Annotated in this window: 15 protein-coding genes; 8 read left to right on the forward strand and 7 right to left on the reverse strand. The window is 65.8% G+C overall.

What is annotated here, in order from left to right; genetic code table 11:
* The first annotated feature begins 13 nt into the window (after positions 1 to 13).
* Entirely contained in the window at positions 14 to 511 is a 498-nt protein-coding gene (locus HNP02_RS02200; protein ID WP_184433931.1) for a DUF1990 domain-containing protein, read from the forward strand.
* Positions 512 to 553: 42 nt separating this feature from the next.
* On the opposite strand, the gene HNP02_RS02205 is transcribed toward HNP02_RS02200, so the two are convergent.
* The gene (locus tag HNP02_RS02205; protein WP_184433934.1) at positions 554 to 1,135 is read right to left on the reverse strand and encodes a TetR/AcrR family transcriptional regulator; all 582 of its coding nucleotides are present in this window, start codon (positions 1,133 to 1,135) and stop codon (positions 554 to 556) included.
* Positions 1,136 to 1,303: 168 nt separating this feature from the next.
* Here HNP02_RS02205 and HNP02_RS02210 point away from each other — a divergent pair, with 168 nt between their 5' ends.
* Positions 1,304 to 3,316, forward strand: a complete 2,013-nt coding sequence (locus tag HNP02_RS02210; protein WP_184433937.1) for an FAD-dependent monooxygenase — start codon at positions 1,304 to 1,306, stop codon at positions 3,314 to 3,316.
* A gap of 74 nt (positions 3,317 to 3,390) precedes the next feature.
* Here HNP02_RS02210 and HNP02_RS02215 read toward each other — a convergent pair whose 3' ends face one another.
* The 3 genes from HNP02_RS02215 to HNP02_RS02225 form a co-directional block, all read right to left on the reverse strand.
* Positions 3,391 to 3,699 carry a hypothetical protein gene (locus HNP02_RS02215; RefSeq protein ID WP_184433942.1) on the reverse strand — a complete coding sequence of 103 codons (309 nt, stop codon included), beginning with the start codon at positions 3,697 to 3,699 and terminating at the stop codon, positions 3,391 to 3,393.
* 89 nt (positions 3,700 to 3,788) lie between these two features.
* The gene (locus HNP02_RS02220) at positions 3,789 to 6,665 is read right to left on the reverse strand and encodes an RND family transporter (RefSeq protein WP_184433947.1); all 2,877 of its coding nucleotides are present in this window, start codon (positions 6,663 to 6,665) and stop codon (positions 3,789 to 3,791) included.
* A 111-nt stretch (positions 6,666 to 6,776) separates the two neighbouring features.
* On the reverse strand, positions 6,777 to 7,664 hold the full coding sequence (locus tag HNP02_RS02225) for a polysaccharide deacetylase family protein (RefSeq protein ID WP_184433951.1): 888 nt from the start codon (positions 7,662 to 7,664) through the stop codon (positions 6,777 to 6,779).
* Between the two features lie 60 nt (positions 7,665 to 7,724).
* On the opposite strand from HNP02_RS02225, the gene HNP02_RS02230 reads away from it, so the two are divergent.
* The 3 genes from HNP02_RS02230 (at position 7,725) to HNP02_RS02240 (ending at position 10,770) form a co-directional block, all read left to right on the forward strand.
* Positions 7,725 to 8,093, forward strand: coding sequence for a MerR family transcriptional regulator (locus tag HNP02_RS02230; protein WP_184433954.1), 369 nt, complete (start codon positions 7,725 to 7,727; stop codon positions 8,091 to 8,093).
* A 137-nt stretch (positions 8,094 to 8,230) separates the two neighbouring features.
* Positions 8,231 to 9,394, forward strand: a complete 1,164-nt coding sequence (locus HNP02_RS02235; protein WP_184434960.1) for an LLM class flavin-dependent oxidoreductase — start codon at positions 8,231 to 8,233, stop codon at positions 9,392 to 9,394.
* A gap of 8 nt (positions 9,395 to 9,402) precedes the next feature.
* The gene (locus tag HNP02_RS02240) at positions 9,403 to 10,770 is read left to right on the forward strand and encodes an NtaA/DmoA family FMN-dependent monooxygenase (RefSeq protein ID WP_184433958.1); all 1,368 of its coding nucleotides are present in this window, start codon (positions 9,403 to 9,405) and stop codon (positions 10,768 to 10,770) included.
* A 1-nt stretch (position 10,771) separates the two neighbouring features.
* Here the strand turns inward: HNP02_RS02240 and HNP02_RS02245 are convergent, their stop codons facing one another.
* Positions 10,772 to 11,611 carry a glycoside hydrolase family 16 protein gene (locus tag HNP02_RS02245; RefSeq protein ID WP_309241397.1) on the reverse strand — a complete coding sequence of 280 codons (840 nt, stop codon included), beginning with the start codon at positions 11,609 to 11,611 and terminating at the stop codon, positions 10,772 to 10,774.
* A gap of 125 nt (positions 11,612 to 11,736) precedes the next feature.
* Positions 11,737 to 12,642: a formyltetrahydrofolate deformylase gene (gene purU / locus HNP02_RS02250; protein WP_255506112.1), complete on the reverse strand. Its 906-nt coding sequence runs from the start codon at positions 12,640 to 12,642 to the stop codon at positions 11,737 to 11,739.
* Positions 12,643 to 12,819: 177 nt separating this feature from the next.
* Between purU and HNP02_RS02255 the strand changes: the two genes are divergently transcribed.
* Together HNP02_RS02255 and HNP02_RS02260 are read left to right on the forward strand one after the other, a co-directional pair.
* Positions 12,820 to 13,638 (forward strand): SDR family NAD(P)-dependent oxidoreductase, encoded by an 819-nt coding sequence (locus HNP02_RS02255; protein WP_184433999.1) that lies wholly within the window; start codon positions 12,820 to 12,822, stop codon positions 13,636 to 13,638.
* Positions 13,635 to 14,099, forward strand: a complete 465-nt coding sequence (locus tag HNP02_RS02260; protein ID WP_184434002.1) for a Zn-ribbon domain-containing OB-fold protein — start codon at positions 13,635 to 13,637, stop codon at positions 14,097 to 14,099. The genes HNP02_RS02255 and HNP02_RS02260 overlap by 4 nt, the downstream gene beginning before the upstream one ends.
* 20 nt (positions 14,100 to 14,119) lie before the next feature.
* Here the strand turns inward: HNP02_RS02260 and HNP02_RS02265 are convergent, their stop codons facing one another.
* Entirely contained in the window at positions 14,120 to 14,485 is a 366-nt protein-coding gene (locus HNP02_RS02265) for a hypothetical protein (RefSeq protein ID WP_184434005.1), read from the reverse strand.
* Positions 14,486 to 14,646: 161 nt separating this feature from the next.
* Here HNP02_RS02265 and HNP02_RS02270 point away from each other — a divergent pair, with 161 nt between their 5' ends.
* Positions 14,647 to 15,759, forward strand: a complete 1,113-nt coding sequence (locus HNP02_RS02270; RefSeq protein WP_184434008.1) for a phosphotransferase — start codon at positions 14,647 to 14,649, stop codon at positions 15,757 to 15,759.
* Positions 15,760 to 15,787 lie beyond the last annotated feature (28 nt).

Raw genomic sequence — 15,787 nt, forward strand, 5'->3', positions numbered from 1 at the left:
ACAGGCTGATCCTGTGAAGCTGAACGAGCTGGCGGCGCTGCCCCTGACCTACACCGAGGTCGGTGCGACGGCGGGCCCGCTCCCTCCGGATTACGGCCACTTGCAGGCCACCGCTGTGATCGGGCATGGCAGGCAGCGCTTCGAGGAGGCTGCCGCCGCGGTGATGCGGTGGGGCATGTTGCGTGGCGCCGGAGTGCGGGTCGAGGCGACGACGGAGGTCGCCGCGGTGGGATCGGAGGTCCTCGTCGGCCTTGGCCCGCTGCGGGCACCATGCCGGGTGGTCTACGTCGTCGACGAACCCGACCGGCGCGGGTTCGCCTACGGCACCTTGCCCGGCCACCCGGAGACCGGCGAGGAACTGTTCGCCGTCCGCTACGACCCCGCAAGTGAAGCGGTGTACGCCGAGGTGACCGCGTTCTCCAGACACGGAACGTGGTGGAGTCGCCTGGCAGGCCCCGTCACCTCACTGGCTCAGCGCGTGATCAGCAAGCGGTATCTGCGGGCCGTGTAGCTCCCGGTACCCGCCGCGCGGGCAGCAGGAGCGCCGCTCGCGTCACGACTTGGTGGGCAAGCCGTGTTCGAGTAGGTCGAAGATGGCGTCGAGAGCACCGGGATCGGGGTTGTCGCCGATGAACTGCGGGATCTCCAGTACGTAGCGGGCGGCGGCGCGCGCGGCGATGTCGTCCTGGCCACGATCGATCTCGTCGGCGATTGCGGCCGCCAGATCGTCCTCGCAGCGGATCCAGAGTTTGCGCTGGTACTCGCGCAGCGCTGGCGTGCTGGTGATCAGTTCGACCATGCGGCGGAATTCAGGGGTCGGGTCCGCTTCGAAAGGGCCACGGCCAGACATGAATTCGCGCAGGGCGGCCATCACCGACTGCCCGGCGGCTCGCTCGCGAACCGCGGCCAGCAGACCCTCCCTGCGCTCGACGCCGTCGTCGAACATCAGCGCCTCCTTGCCGTCGGGGACGTGCTTGAACAGCGTCGGCACGGAGACGTCGACCGCGTCGGCGATCTCCTTGACGCTGACCTGGTCGTAGCCGCGTTCGAGGAACAGTCGACGCGCCGCATCGGCGATCGCCTGACGCGTTTGGGCGTTCTTGCGTTCGCGGCGCCCCATCGTCGGCGTGGTCATTCGGCCATCTTAACAGAGTCACTAAATATCTTTAGTCACTTGTCTTTTTTATCGAGTTGTGTTTTCCTGGTTCGAAGCGGTGCCACACGGGGTGGCGCTCAGGTGGGTTCCGCCGCTGGATGCTTCGGTGGGCTCCGCCCACGTGGCGATGGAAGGGGGCTAATCACCATGGATGACAGCGCTATTGAATCGACGCCCGTGCTCGTGGTCGGAGGCGGGCTCGTTGGACTATCCACGGCAATGTTCCTGGCGTGGCGGGGTGTCCCATGCGTGCTCGTCGAGAAGCGCCAGGGCAGCTCGGCGCACCCCAGGGCCATCGGCTACACGACGCGGACCATCGAACTGTTCTCGCGGATCGGGATCGAGCTCCCGCCGCACGACGGCGGCGGGCCGCGCCGTGCGCGCGTCGAAAGCCTTGCAGGACAGTGGTTCGAGGAGTACCCGTGGTCGCCGGGCGGCGCGAAACTTCCCGAGATCGAGTACTCGCCGTACAATGGCACCGCCATCCCCCAGGACCGGCTCGAACCGATCCTGCGCGACAAGGCCATCGAACTCGGTGCCGAAGTCCGACTCAACACCGAGTTGATCGACGTCGCTGAAGTCGATGGCGGCGTCATCGCCACCCTGCGGCACCGCGACGGACGCGAATCGCGACTGCACGCACAGTACGTAGTGGCCGCCGATGGCGTGCACAGCCCGATGCGTCAGACGTTGGGCATCGGCCGCAGCGGACAGGGTCTGCTGGCCGTCCAGCGCAGCATCCTGTTCCGCGCTCCACTGGACGAGTACCTCGAGCACGGGATCGTCCAGTTCGAGATCGAGCAGCCCGGCTTGTCCGCGTTCCTCACCACCTACATGGACGGCCGCTGGGTCCTGATGCTCAGCGACGACGTCGACCGCAACGACGACGAACAACGCGCGGTGATTCGGCAGGCGGTCGGCCGACCCGACCTCGACGTGGACCTGTGCACCACCGGGCGTTGGGAACTGGCCGCCCTGATAGCCGACCAGTTTCGTGTTGGACGGATATTCCTCGCCGGCGACGCTGCCCACCAGCTGCCCCCCAACCGCGGCGGCTACGGCGCCAACACCGGCATCGAGGATGCCCACAACGTGGCGTGGAAGCTCGAAGCCGTCCTTTCGGGCCGATCGACACCGGACTTGTTGGACACCTACGAGGCCGAGCGGCGGCCGATCGCGTGGCTGCGCCACGAGCAGATCTTCGCCCGCGCCGACTACAAGGCGCGCCTGCAGACCGCCGTCGCCGACGTGCCGATCATCGACGACGACGCCATGGAATTCGGGCAGCTGTATCGCTCGGCCGCCGTGCTCGACGCGGGCCAAGAACTGCCGCGTGCGTTGCGGCCCGAGCAGTGGGCCGGCCAACCGGGAACGCGCGCGCCACACCTGAAGGTGCTGATCGACGGCACCGAGGGTTCGACGTTGGACGTGCTTGCACGCGGCTGGGTGTTGCTGTCCGAGGACCAGCGCTGGCAGGACGCGGCGTCGCGAGCCTGCGCCGAACTCGGCATCGACATCGCATTTGCGCACATCGGCTCCGACGTGAAACCCACTGAGCCACTGGCATTTCAGATGGCGTACGGGATCACGGCCGATGGCGCGACCCTGGTTCGTCCCGACGGTTACGTCGGGTGGCGTGCCGTCACCGCCCCGACGGACCCCGCCGCGGCGCTGACCTCCGCGCTGGGTCGCGTGTCCTGCGCTGCGGCCCAGGCATTGGCCCAACGGGTTCAGCGACTCGAGGACGTCGAAGCCATCAGGGACGTCACCGCCCGCTACGCCACCGCCGTCAACAAGGGATGGAACGGCAAGACCGTCGACCTCGACGCGATTCCATCGATCTTCACCACCGATGCCCGCTGGGTCAGCAGCGACATGGGCATCGCCACCGAGGGGCTGGACGCGATCCTCGCAGGCTTGCCCGAACACACTGCGGTGGTGCAGTTCTCGATGCACGCCTTCCTCAATCCGGTCATCACCGTCAACGTCGACATGGCAACGGGGACCTGGCTGATGTGGGTCGCCTCCATCATCGGTAACGACCCCCGCGCGGTCTACATGAGCGCGGACATGGCGTACACGCGCACCGCCGAGGGATGGCGCATCAACGGTGTCGACATCCATCAAGGCATGCTGCTCTCCGCAACCCCCTCCCCCTAAGGCGATTTGTGCACGCGGGGTCGCGCTCACCGCAAGTCAGCGTGCCGAAATCGCAAGGGTGGCAAGGTTAGCCGTCAGGCCGTCGCACTCATCGTGGGCAGCGCGAAGCCGGCCAGCGCGAGCGTCAGCAGAAACCAGCCAGCACCGTGCCAGATCGGCCACGTCCGGTAGGCACGCCAATCGGCATAGGTCTTGGCGAACGCACCCAAGGCGCCTGCGAACAAGACGGCTGACGGCCCGAATGACCAGATCACCGCTACCGGGTCCGTGATCACGAACGCGGTGAGCGCCCCCGCGGCCAGGACGACGATCACCGCGACATACCCGATGGCAGCCCGCAACGCTGGCGGGTCCCGCCACCGCTTCTCGACGTCGTTCGTCATCGCTTCTCCGTGAAGTCGGCTACGTTCGCAAAATCACTCGAGTGCGAACAGACTTCCCGGTCGCGCGACCGTCAAACGTCCGAGGCCGCTCAGACTCCCGTCGGCACCGGTGCGGTCGCGGGTTCTGGGTCGGTCGGGCGCGCAGGACGCCAGGCCGTCCTGGGAATGATGATCTGTGGCCACCAGAACCACTTGCCCATCAGCCCGGCGATCGCGGGGGTCATGAACGACCGAACGATCAAGGTGTCGAACAAGAGCCCGAGCGCGATCGTGGTGCCCACCTGGGCCATGACGATCAGATCGCTGAACGCGAACGTCGCCATCGTGGCTGCGAAGACGAGCCCCGCCGACGTCACCACCGATCCGGTGCCCGCCATCGAGCGAATGATGCCGGTCTTCAGCCCCCCGTGCAGTTCCTCCTTGAACCGGGACACCAATAGCAGGTTGTAGTCAGAACCCACGGCCAATAGCAGGATCACCGACATCGCCAGCACCATCCAGTGGAGTTCGAGGCCGAGGATGTGCTGCCAGAGGAGCACCGACAAACCGAACGATGCACCGAGCGACAGCAGCACCGTGCCGACGATCACCGCCGCCGCCACCACACTTCGGGTGATGATCAGCATGATGATGAAAATCAGTGTCACCGCTGATATTCCGGCGATCAGCAGGTCATAGAACGACCCGTCGCGCATGTCCTTGTAGGTGGCGGCCGTCCCGGCCAGGTAGATGCTGGACCCCTCGAGCGGGGTGCCCTTGATGGCTTCCTTGGCAGCCTGCTTGATGGCGTCGATGTGCGAGATGCCCTCGGCGGTCGCCGGATCACCCTCGTGGCTGATGATGAAGCGCACCGACTTGCCGTCCGGCGAGATGAAGTTCTTCATACCCCGCTTGAAGTCGGCATTGTTGAAGATCTCCGGCGGCACGTAGAACGTGTCGTCGTTCAACGAGTTGTCGAACGCATCGCCCATCGCGGTCGAGTTCTCCGACATCGCGTTCTGCTGGTCCTGCATGCCCTTTTGGGTGGCATACATCGTCAGCATGATCTGCTTCATGTGCTTCTGGGTCTCGATCTGCGGGCGCAGCAGCGTGACCATTTGCGGCATCAGCGTGTCGAGTTGCACCAGGTCGGGCACCAGCTCCTGGATGTCGGTGGTGAGCGGGTCGATTCCGTCGAGTGTGTCGAAGATCGAACGGATCGACCAGCACACCGGGATGTCGTAGCAGTGCGGTTCCCAGTACAGGTAGTTCCGCAGCGGACGGAGGAAGTCGTCGAAATTGGAGATGTTGTCCCGCAATTCGGCGATGTCGACCGTCATGGTCGTGATCTTGCCCACCATTTCGTGGGTGACGTCGGCCATCTGGCCCATCACGCTGACCATCTTCGTCATCGTGTCGATGGTCGTTTGCATGTCGTTGGCCTGCACCAGCATGTTGGCCATGGTGTCTTGGTTGTACTTGCGATTCATCGTCTGATTGGTGCTCTGCATGCCGACCTGGAACGGGATCGTGGTGTGCTTGATCGGCTTGCCGTCGGGCCGGGTGATCGTCTGGACCCGCGAGATGCCGGGCACGCGGAAGATGGCCTTCGCGATCTTGTCGATCACCAAGAAGTCGGCCGACGTCCGGAGGTCGTGATCGCTGGAGATCATCAGCAGCTCCGGATTCATCCTGGCTGCGTTGAAGTGCCTGTCGGCCACGTCGTAGCCGACGTTGGCCGGGATGTCCTGGGGCAGGTACTTGCGGGCGTCGTAGCTCGTCTTGTAGCTGGGAAGGGCGAGCAACCCGACCAGCGCCAGGGCGATCGTCGCGACGAGAATCGGACCCGGCCACCGCACGACCACGGTACCGATCCGGCGCCAACCCCTGGACCGGATCTTGCGCTTGGGTTCGAAGCGGCCGAAGCGGCTACCCAACGTGACCACCGCGGGACCCAGGGTCAGTGCCGCCATGACGGCGACGAACGTGCCGACGGCACACGGCACTCCCAGCGTTTGGAAGTACGGCAGCCGCGTGAAGCTCAGGCACAGCATTGCGCCCGCGATGGTGAGACCGGACCCAAGCACGACGTGCGCGGTCCCGTGGAACATGGTGTAGTACGCCGCTTCCCGGTCGTCGCCCGCACCTCGGGCCTCCTGGTAGCGACCGATCAGGAAGATGGCGTAGTCGGTGCCCGCGGCGATGACCATCAGGGTGAGCAGGCTCGTCGCGAACGTCGAGAGCCCGATGATGTCGTAGTAGCTGAGGAACGCGACGATCCCGCGCGCGGCACCCAGTTCGACGAACACCATCAGCAAGATCAGGATCACGGTGGTGATGGACCGGTAGACGAGCAGCAGCATCGCAAGGATCACCACGAGCGTGATCGCCGTGACGATCGCAATGCTCGTATCTCCCGCGTCGCGCTGATCCGCGATGAGTGGCGCGCCGCCGGTCACGTACGCCTTCACCCCCGGCGGCGCGGGAGTCTTGTCGACGATGTCGCGCAACGCCGTCACGGACTCGTTGGCCAGCGTTTCACCCATATTGCCGTGCAGGTAGACCTGGACGTAGGCGGACTTGCCGTCATTGCTCTGCGCGCCCGATGCGGTCAGCGGATCGCCCCAGAAGTCCGCGACGTGCTCCACGTGGGCCGTGTCGGCTTCGAACTTCTTGATCAGCTCGTCATAGAAGTGATGAGCATCGGCACCGAGGGGTTGCTCGCCCTCCAGGATGACCATGGCGCCGCTGTCGGACTTGAACTCCCGAAAGGTGCTGCCGATCTCCCGCATCGATACCGCCGACGGCGCGTCCTGGGCGTTCATCGACACCGTGTGCGCCTCGCCGACCGTCTCAAGGGGCGGTACGACGACGTTGGTGATGACGGTCAGGGCCAGCCAGCCAAGGATGATCGGCAGGGCAAGGATCCGGATGAGGTGGGCGAACTTCGAGGGCGCCTGGCGCGTGTCGCTCGACGTACCGCTCACTTAAAACGTCTCCCTCGATCACGGCCACTTCATGGGCACAGTGTGTATTGCCGCACCCGTAACACATCGAGCCGCGCGTGTAATATACCTAGTCTGTCAAACTGTATCCTCTCAACTGCTGCGTTGCTCGCGAAAGTGCGCGGCGATGTCGTCGCTGGTCGTCAGCCACACGTCGGGTTGGGCGGCGAGCCAGCCGAGCGCCTGATCGAGGTACTTGTGCCGGAACGGTTGACCGATCACGAAGGGGTGCAACGCCAGCGCCATCACGCGGCCGCTGGTCGCCGAGTCGGCGTGTAGCTGCTCGTACTGATCCATGACCATCTGGACGAACTCCGGGCCGGTGATGCCCTTGGCGAAGATCAGCAGGTCGTTGAGTTCCACCGAGTAGGGCACGCTGATCATGCCGGGGACGGTGAGCGGATAGGGCTGGTCGTCGTTGGTCCAGTCGAGCACGTACTGGAATCCGAGCTGCGCCAGCAGTTCTGGCGTGCGGTGCGTTTCGGTGAGACCAGGGCCCATCCAGCCGCATGGCGCGTGGCCGGTGGCGTCGACGATGGCGTCGACGATCTCGGCCAGCAGTTGGCGTTCCTCGTCGACGGCCAGCCCGGTGTGAAGTGTCGAGTTCGTGCGGCCGTGTGCGAGCCACGCCCAGTCCCGTTCCAGCCCTGCGGCCACGATCTGCGGGTGGTTGTCGATGACTGCCGTGTTGAGCAGGACGCTGGGACGGATGCCGTGCCGGGCGAGGCTTTCGATCGTGCGCCAGATCCCAACGCGGGCTCCGTAGTCGCGCCAGCCGTAGTTGAGCGCGTCGGGTGTCAGCTCGGCGGTGCCCGGCCAGATGCTCGTCGACGGCTGATCGAGGAGGAAGTGCTCGACGTTCAGGCCGACGTACACCGCGACTCTGGCACCGCCGGGCCACGTGATCGGTGGGCGATCGTTGATGGGGCTGTAGTCGAAGGGCGGACGAGGATGCGATGGGGTCAATCCCGGTGTGGTCATGGCCGCACGGTATGAGCTGACATCAGTGTCAGGGTCAAGCCGCGAAGGTATAACGGGCGTATGCGGATTGGTGAGCTGGCGCGACGGACCGGGGTGAGCGAACGGTCGTTGCGCTACTACGAGCAGCAGGGTCTGTTGGCATCCGACCGGACGCCAGGCGGGCAGCGCGAGTACGCCGAGCGGGCGGTCGATCGGGTGATCCACATTCAGGAGCTGTTCGCCGCCGGATTGCCAAGCAGAACGATCGGCTCCCTCCTGCCGTGCATGCGGGACAGCGACGGCGGCCCCTCCCCCGACGCCACGCCGCGTCTGGTCACCGAACTCACCGCGGAGCGGAATCGACTGGACCGCGAGATCCGCGGTCTGGCGAACACCCGTGACGTCCTCGACGGGGTCATCGCCGCCGCATCGGAAGCCAGCGTCGACTGAATCACCGTGCGTGCATCCCTTGAACGCACAGGCCCCAGCCCCACACTGGTCACGGGATGTCGCGAGCCAGGAATGGCCGCAACGCAGCGCAGCGTTGACGTTGTCAACGCATAGGAAAGTGAGATTCGTCTGTGGCCATTGCACCGGAACGGCTCCATCTGGCCGTCGCGCTCGACGGGACCGGGTGGCACCCGGCTTCCTGGCGTGAGCCCGACGCCCGCCCCGCCGACCTCCTGACCCCTCGGTACTGGACCAGCCTGGTCACCGAAGCCGAGCGTGGACTGCTGGACTTCGTCACCATCGAAGACGGGCTCACGCTGCAGTTCGACAATCCGCAGCGTGCGGATGAACGGACCGACCGGGTCCGCGGCCGGCTGGACGCCGTGCTGATCGCCTCCCGCGTCGCACCCCGCACCAGCCACATCGGCCTCATCCCGACGGCGATCACCACGCACACCGAGCCCTTCCACCTGTCGAAGGCGATCGCCACACTCGACTACGTCAGTTCCGGCCGGGCCGGCATCCGGGTGCAGGTGTCGGGAAGTCGCGATGCGGCGGCCCACTTCGGCCGCAGGACAGTCCCCGACGAGCCCAAGGACTTCGCCGACGAACTCTTCACCGAGGCCGCCGACTACGTGGAGGTCATCCGTCGGCTCTGGGACAGCTGGGAGGACGACGCCGAGATCCGCGACGTGGCCACCGGGCGATTCATCGACCGAACCAAGCTGCACTACATCGACTTCGAAGGCTCCAAGTTCTCCGTCAAGGGGCCGTCCATCACGCCGCGGCCCCCACAGGGGCAGCCCATCGTCGCCGCACTGGGCCACATCGACGTCGCCTACCGCCTGATCGCGTCGAGCGCCGACATCGGCTTCGTCACTCCCCACAGTGCCTCCGAAACCGCGACCATCGTCGACGTCATCTCAGCCCATCGGGCCGACGACCTCGCACCGGCAAAGGTGTTCGCCGATCTGGTGGTGTTCCTCGATGACACCGTCGCCGGCGCCACGGCGCGACGGGAGCGCCTCGACGCCGTACTCGGGCGCGGATACATCAGCGACGCCGAGGTTTTCGTCGGAACGCCGCAAGGGCTGGCCGACGTCTTGCAGGAGTGGCACACGGCGGGCGCTGCGGGATTCCGGCTCCGCCCCGCCACGCTGCCCCACGACCTGCTGCAGATCACCGACGGCCTTGTCCCCGAGTTGCAAAGGCGCGGGGCGTTTCACGACGCCTACCACGCCGCCACGCTGCGCGGCGCACTCGATCTGCCGCGTCCCGCCAACCGCTACTCGAACGTCTAGGAACACGAATGAGCAAGCCAGTCAAACAGATTCACCTCGCCGCGCACTTTCCCGGCGTCAACAACACCACCGTGTGGAGCGATCCCGCCTCGGGCAGCCACATCGACTTCAGTTCGTTCGTCCACTTCGCCGAGACCGCCGAACGCGGCAAGTTCGACTTCATGTTCCTCGCCGAGGGCCTGCGCCTGCGTGAGCAGGGCGGCGAGATCTACGACCTCGACGTGGTCGGACGGCCGGACACCTTCACGATTCTGGCCGCGCTCGCCGCCGTCACCGACCGGCTCGGGCTGACCGGCACCATCAACTCGACGTTCAACGAACCCTACGAAGTAGCCAGGCAATTCGCCTCGCTCGACCATCTCTCCGAGGGCCGTGCCGCATGGAACGTCGTCACGTCGTGGGATGCGTTCACCGGCGAGAACTTCCGCCGCGGTGGGTTCCTGGCCGAGAACGAGCGCTACGAGCGCGCCGAACACTTCCTCGAGGCCACACACACCCTGTTCGATTCCTGGCGCGGTGACGAGATCGTCGCCGACAAGGACAGCGGTGTGTTCCTGTCCGATCCCGCCGCAGGCGCGTTCACCTACAGAGGCGCGCACTTCGACATCAGCGGCCGGTTCAACGTCCCGCGCAGCCCCCAGGGCAGGCCGGTGATCTTCCAGGCGGGCGACTCCGACCATGGCCGCGAATTCGCCGCGTCCGCTGCCGACGCGATCTTCTCAAGGCACGGAACCCTCGCCGACGGCCAGGCCTTCTACGCCGATGTCAAGGGTCGCCTCGCCGCGCATGGGCGTCGTCCCGACCAGCTGCTCATCCTGCCTGCCGCGACGTTCGTGCTCGGCGACACCGACGCCGAGGCGGCCGACATCGCCCACGACGTCCGCCTGGCGCAGGTTTCACCGGCGACGGCGATCAAGTTCCTCGAGCAGCTCTGGAACCGCGACCTGTCCGATCACGACGCGGACGGGCCACTGCCATCCGTCGATCCGATCGTCGGGGAGAACACCATCTCGCGTGGCCGGGCCAGCGTGCGCATGCACCGCGACCCCATCGCGACCGCCAACGAGTGGCGGACCAAGGCCGAGGCCGAGAACCTGACCACCCGCGAGCTGATCGTCGAGGTCACCGGCCGCCAGAACTTCATCGGCTCACCGAGCACGGTCGCCGAGACGATCAATCACCTCGTCCAGGCCGATGCCAGCGACGGATTCATCCTGGTCCCGCACGTCACCCCCGGCGGGCTCGACCCGTTCGTCGACCAGGTCGTGCCCCTGCTGCAGGAGCGCGGCGTGTTCAGGGCCGACTACGAGGGCACCACGCTGCGCGACCACCTCGGCCTGGCTCAGCCGGCCCCTTCAGTGGCCGCGACGCGATGATTCACCAGACGCGGACGTAGTCGACGAGCATGTTCGCTGGATAGGTACCGCCTGTGGGATCTCCTCCGCCGGAACCGGCGACCGCCAGATTCAGCACGGGGAACACTTTGTAGTCGGGGAAATTGAACGGCCACCCGTCGAGGGAGTTGGCAGGAACCTCGAAGTACGGCTGCGCACCGTCGACGTAGTCCATCCAGAAGTACATTCCTGCGTCATTCCACGTGACTCGCCACGTGTGCCACGCGCTGTCCACGGGGAACGGTTGGGTGGCGAACGAGGTGCCGTCCGATTTGGCGTGCACGGTGGTTCCCGAGGGCCAGTTGGCGTTTCCGTACCACTCGGCCATGTCGATTTCGCCGCCGACCTCGGGGTGGTCGTTCGACAACCACCAGGCGGGCCAGCATCCGAGGGTCAGGCAATCGAACTTGATGCGCGCCTCCCAGGTGGTGTTGATGCCACCCCAGAAGTTGCCAACCAGCTTCCCGCTGACGTACTTGCCGTCGGGGTTCCTCGTCGCGCGGATGACCAGGTTGGAGTTGCCATCCAGGAATACGTGCTGGCGATCGTCGCGGTACTGCCCCATGTTCTCGGGCTTGTCCCAGAAGACGGGATTCCTGATGGTCTCCCGCGCCTTCGCCACATTCCACTTCGAGTAATCGGGGGCCGAGCCGGCCGGGCCGTCGAACTCGTCGTGGAACAGGTACGTCTGAGTCGCGCCGACCAGCGGCGGCGCCGTGGGCGGGGAACCCGGGCTTGCCGGTGCTGCCCCGGCCAGTGGCACTGGGAGCGCAGCAGCAAGCAGGCCAACCCCCGACATGAACAACAAGTTGCGACGATCTATCTCAGGCACAGCGAGAGAATAAGGCCCAACGTCAGATCGCGCGCAATTCCGCCGCGCGCGTCCGCGCGTCGTGTCCGCCGGTGCATCGCCGCCCCAGGTCAGCGACGTCGAGGTCGTGACCCCGTTCAGAAAACGATGGTTTGGTTGCCATATCTGATGATGCGGTCCTCGCAATGCCACAGGACGGCGCGTGACAGCACGGCTCGCTCGACGTCGGCGCCGAGACGGACCAGGTCACCGACGCCGTGCCGGTGGTCCACCCGCACGACGTCCTGTTCGATGATCGGCCCGTCGTCGAGTTCTTCAGTGACGTAGTGGGCGGTCGCCCCGACGAGTTTGACGCCGCGCTCCTTGGCCCTCCGGTAGGGCGACGCGCCGATGAACGACGGCAGGAACGAGTGATGGATGTTGATCAGGGGGCAACCGACGTCGGCCAGGAACTGAGGCGTGATGATCTGCATGTAGCGGGCCAGCACCACCAGGTCGACGTTGTGGCGCATTAGGTCGAGTTGACGCTGTTCCGCTTGTGCCCGAATGTCCTTGGTGGCGGGCACGTGCAGAAACGGCACGCCGAACGGCCGGACTTGATCGGCCAGGTCGGGGTGGTTGGAGATCACCATCACCACCGACATGTCCAGTTCACCGCGACGGTTCCGCCAGAGCAGGTCGAGGAGGCAGTGATCGTCCTTGGACGCCATGATCGCGACCCGTTTGGGTTTGGCCGCCTCCGTGAGCCGGAAGTCCATCTCGAACGGCGCGGCCACCCGGTCACCGAAGTCACGTTCCAGGGCGTCACGCGCGGCGGTCAGTCCGGGCAGATGAAAGATCGTGCGCTGCACGAACGTTCCGCCGGACTGTTCGGTCGAATGTTGATCCAGGGACACGATGTTTGCCCCGGCATCGGCCAGGAACGCACTGACGGCCGCCACCAGCCCGGGCCGGTCGCCGCAGCGCAACAACAATCGGCCGACGTCTTTCACCGGCAGCGCCCCTTGACCCACCTCGGGGTACTGCCCGCTGACCGCCGCCATGACAACAGTGTGAAGCATGACGAGGCCATCGAATGGCCACATGGCCAGGTGACCATTGCTCGCGGTGACCGGTGGCTGGTCCCCGCTGGTCCGGCCTCTCCGACCCACCCCCGTTTCAACAAAGCGATAAATAGTTTACGGTTTAAGTGAACATCGACGCAAAGGAGGCCACGAAGCGTGCGAATCATCGTCACGGGCGGCAACAGTGGCGTCGGACAGGCGACCGCGAGTGCGATGGCCGCGGCCGGTCACCAGGTCGTGATCGCCTGCCGGACGTTGAGCAAGGGCCGCGCAGCCGCCGCGGCGATGTCGGGTGACGTCGAGGTGCGCGAGCTGGACCTGGCCGATCTCACCAGCGTGCGGAAGTTCGCCGACACCGTGGACTCGGTGGACGTACTGGTCAACAACGCTGGCGTGCTCGGTCTGCCGCTCACCCGCACTGCCGACGGGTTCGAGGCGCACATCGGCACCAATCACCTGGGTCACTTCGCCCTGACATGTCTGCTCGGCGACCGGATCCGCGATCGCGTGGTGTCGGTGGCCAGCACCAACTACAACACCGCGACCATCCACTACGACGACCTCAACTATCGCAGGCGCAAGTACAACCCGTGGGCTGCATACGGAGAGTCCAAGCTCGCGAACCTGTTGATGGTGCGCCAGTTGGTCGCCCGCGGAAAGACCGCGTACGCCTCCGATCCAGGAATGACGAACACTGCGATCACCCGCGACGGTTCGGGCGCGGTGCAATGGGCGGGCCGAGTGCTCTCGCCCCACATCGCTCAGAGTCCGGAGGACGGTGCCCGCTCCACCATTCAGGCGATCACGACGACGCTGCCGAATGGCACGTACCTCTCCCCTCGCGGCCTGATGCACCAATGGGGCAAGCCGAAGCCCACGAAACTGAAGGACAAGGCAGTCGATCCGGAAAGCGCGAGGAGGCTCTGGGACATGTCGGCCGAATTGACAGGTTGCGAGTGGCAGGACGAATCATGATGGCTGACATCGACTATCAGCGACCGCAGATGCGGTTGACGCCCAGCCCCACCGCCGAGTCGCACGCCTTCTGGACCGGCGGCGAACGCGGCGAGCTGCTGATCACCCGCTGCCACGGTTGCGGGCACTTCTTCCACCCGCCAGGCCCGGCGTGCTGGCGGTGTCGCAGCATGGACGTCGCGGCGGAGCCGGTGTCCGGCAAGGCCACCGTAGCGGCCTACACGGTCAACCGGCAGACCTGGATTCCAGGTTTCGAGCCGCCGTACGTGGTGGCCATCGTCGAGTTGGACGATGAGCCCGACGTCCGGCTCATCACGAACGTAGTGGGCGTGGCGGTGGACGACGTCCAGGTCGGAATGGCCGTCGAGGTGTTCTTCGAGGACTGGACCGCGCTGTCGGGCGAGGAGGACAGCCGGGTCTGGCTACCGCTGTTCCGCCCCGTCCAATCGGTCACTGCCTGAACCCTTCTCGGAGCCAGGGCTCAGGCTGGGATCCGTCGGCCGGACGGCGCGATGCCCGAGGTGCCCAGCAGTTCGACCGTGGAGTCCTTCGCCGTGATGTGGGAACACGCGTATGCGACGATGCAGCGCAGTGCGATCGTGGCGGCTCCACCGAGCCAACGCCCAGCCGTCGTCCACTCCGAGTGCAGGCCAAGGGTGACCGGGGAACACACCCCGCCGAGGACGGCGCCGTAGCCGATCGTCGGCGTCACCAACAACCACAGCCAGCGCCAGCCGTGCAATCGCGGCGCCAGCACGAAGAGGACCGTTGCGCCGACGATCACGCCCGTGGCGTCGGCGAAGGGGAACCACACGTTCACGCCGCCCCACAGAAACGGTTGCGGCATTTCCTGTCAATGGTCGCAGGACAGGATCAATTCTGACCGTCGCGTCACCCGATGTACTTCTTCGCTTCGGGATCCCGAATCAGAACTCACCCATGGCTGACACTGCTAATGTGACAGTCGACTGTCACACAGTTCCTCTCGACGACGATGGAGTCTCGGCCATGCCCATTGCCCTACCGGTCACGCTGCGGTCGGCCGACGACCTCACCCCGGAGATTCTCACCACGCTGCTTCGTCGGTACGACCCGGCGGTCACCGTGACCGGCGTGACCTTGAACAAGACGTGGCAGGGCACCACGTCGCATCTGCATCTGGACGTCGACTATGCGGATGCGGACACCACCCTGCCCCACCGCCTGTTCGTCAAGACGCAGCTCGGCACCGTGCACGATCTACCCGAGGCCGTCGACGTCTCGCTGTCGGAAGGCGGTGGCGGCACGGTGCTACTCGACGACGAGACACGGTTCTACCGGGACCTCCGTGCCGATCTGGACGTCGAGACCATGACGACGTACTTCGCCGAGCACCTCGACGGCCCCTCGCAGTTCCTCATCGTGGCCGAGGACATCACCCTGCGTGGCGCGCAGGTACCCGACGCCGTCGCGGGGCTCTCCGTCCAACAGGTCGACGACCTGCTGGCGACGCTGAGCCAGGTGCACGCCCCGTTCTGGGACAGCCCGCGATTGCGCGACAACGGCGACCTGTCCTGGCTAAACCACCCGATCACTGGGAAGTTCGCGGAGTTCCTGCGCGCCAACGGGTTCAGTATCATTCGGATGTTCCTCGAGCTACCGTACAAGAAGGCGTTGCTCGAGGCTACGGGCGAGGACGCGGGCTCGATGGAGGCGGCTTTCTGGAAGCTGCAGGAGCACATGGCCGCAGCTCCAATGACCCTGCTGCACGGCGATCCGCACCCGCGTAATACGTACGCGCTGCCCGATGGCCGGATGGGTGTGCTCGACTGGCAACTGGTTCGGCGGGGATCGTGGGCGCACGACGTCGGCTACGCGTTGATCGGAGCGTTGCCACCCGACCTTCGGCGCGCCCACGAACGTGAACTGCTCGACAACTACCGCCGCCGACTGCGCGATGCCGGCGTCGCCGTGCCCGATCGCGAGCAGATGTGGACCACCTACCGGCGGAGCCCGGCGTGGGGCTTCTGCATGTGGGCGATCACGCCCGATCAGATGTACTCCGTCGAGATCGTCGAGACGGTGCTCGGCCGGTTCGCCGAGGCCTACTCCGACCTCGGCACCGGCGCGCTCCTGCGCTGACGTGATCCCGGCGAGCGCGCGCAAACTC

Source organism: Mycobacterium sp. AZCC_0083 (assembly GCF_014202335.1).
GTDB lineage: Bacteria > Actinomycetota > Actinomycetes > Mycobacteriales > Mycobacteriaceae > Mycobacterium.

Bases quoted from the DNA above. Each gene is read 5' to 3' on its own strand.
- HNP02_RS02270 (WP_184434008.1), top strand. From the start codon at position 14,647: ATGCCCATTGCCCTACCGGTCACGCTGCGGTCGGCCGACGACCTCACC.
- HNP02_RS02210 (WP_184433937.1), top strand. From the start codon at position 1,304: ATGGATGACAGCGCTATTGAATCGACGCCCGTGCTCGTGGTCGGAGGC.
- HNP02_RS02215 (WP_184433942.1), bottom strand. From the start codon at position 3,699: ATGACGAACGACGTCGAGAAGCGGTGGCGGGACCCGCCAGCGTTGCGG.
- HNP02_RS02230 (WP_184433954.1), top strand. From the start codon at position 7,725: ATGCGGATTGGTGAGCTGGCGCGACGGACCGGGGTGAGCGAACGGTCG.
- HNP02_RS02265 (WP_184434005.1), bottom strand. From the start codon at position 14,485: ATGCCGCAACCGTTTCTGTGGGGCGGCGTGAACGTGTGGTTCCCCTTC.
- HNP02_RS02225 (WP_184433951.1), bottom strand. From the start codon at position 7,664: ATGACCACACCGGGATTGACCCCATCGCATCCTCGTCCGCCCTTCGAC.
- HNP02_RS02260 (WP_184434002.1), top strand. From the start codon at position 13,635: ATGATGGCTGACATCGACTATCAGCGACCGCAGATGCGGTTGACGCCC.
- purU (WP_255506112.1), bottom strand. From the start codon at position 12,642: ATGGCGGCGGTCAGCGGGCAGTACCCCGAGGTGGGTCAAGGGGCGCTG.
- HNP02_RS02205 (WP_184433934.1), bottom strand. From the start codon at position 1,135: ATGACCACGCCGACGATGGGGCGCCGCGAACGCAAGAACGCCCAAACG.
- HNP02_RS02240 (WP_184433958.1), top strand. From the start codon at position 9,403: ATGAGCAAGCCAGTCAAACAGATTCACCTCGCCGCGCACTTTCCCGGC.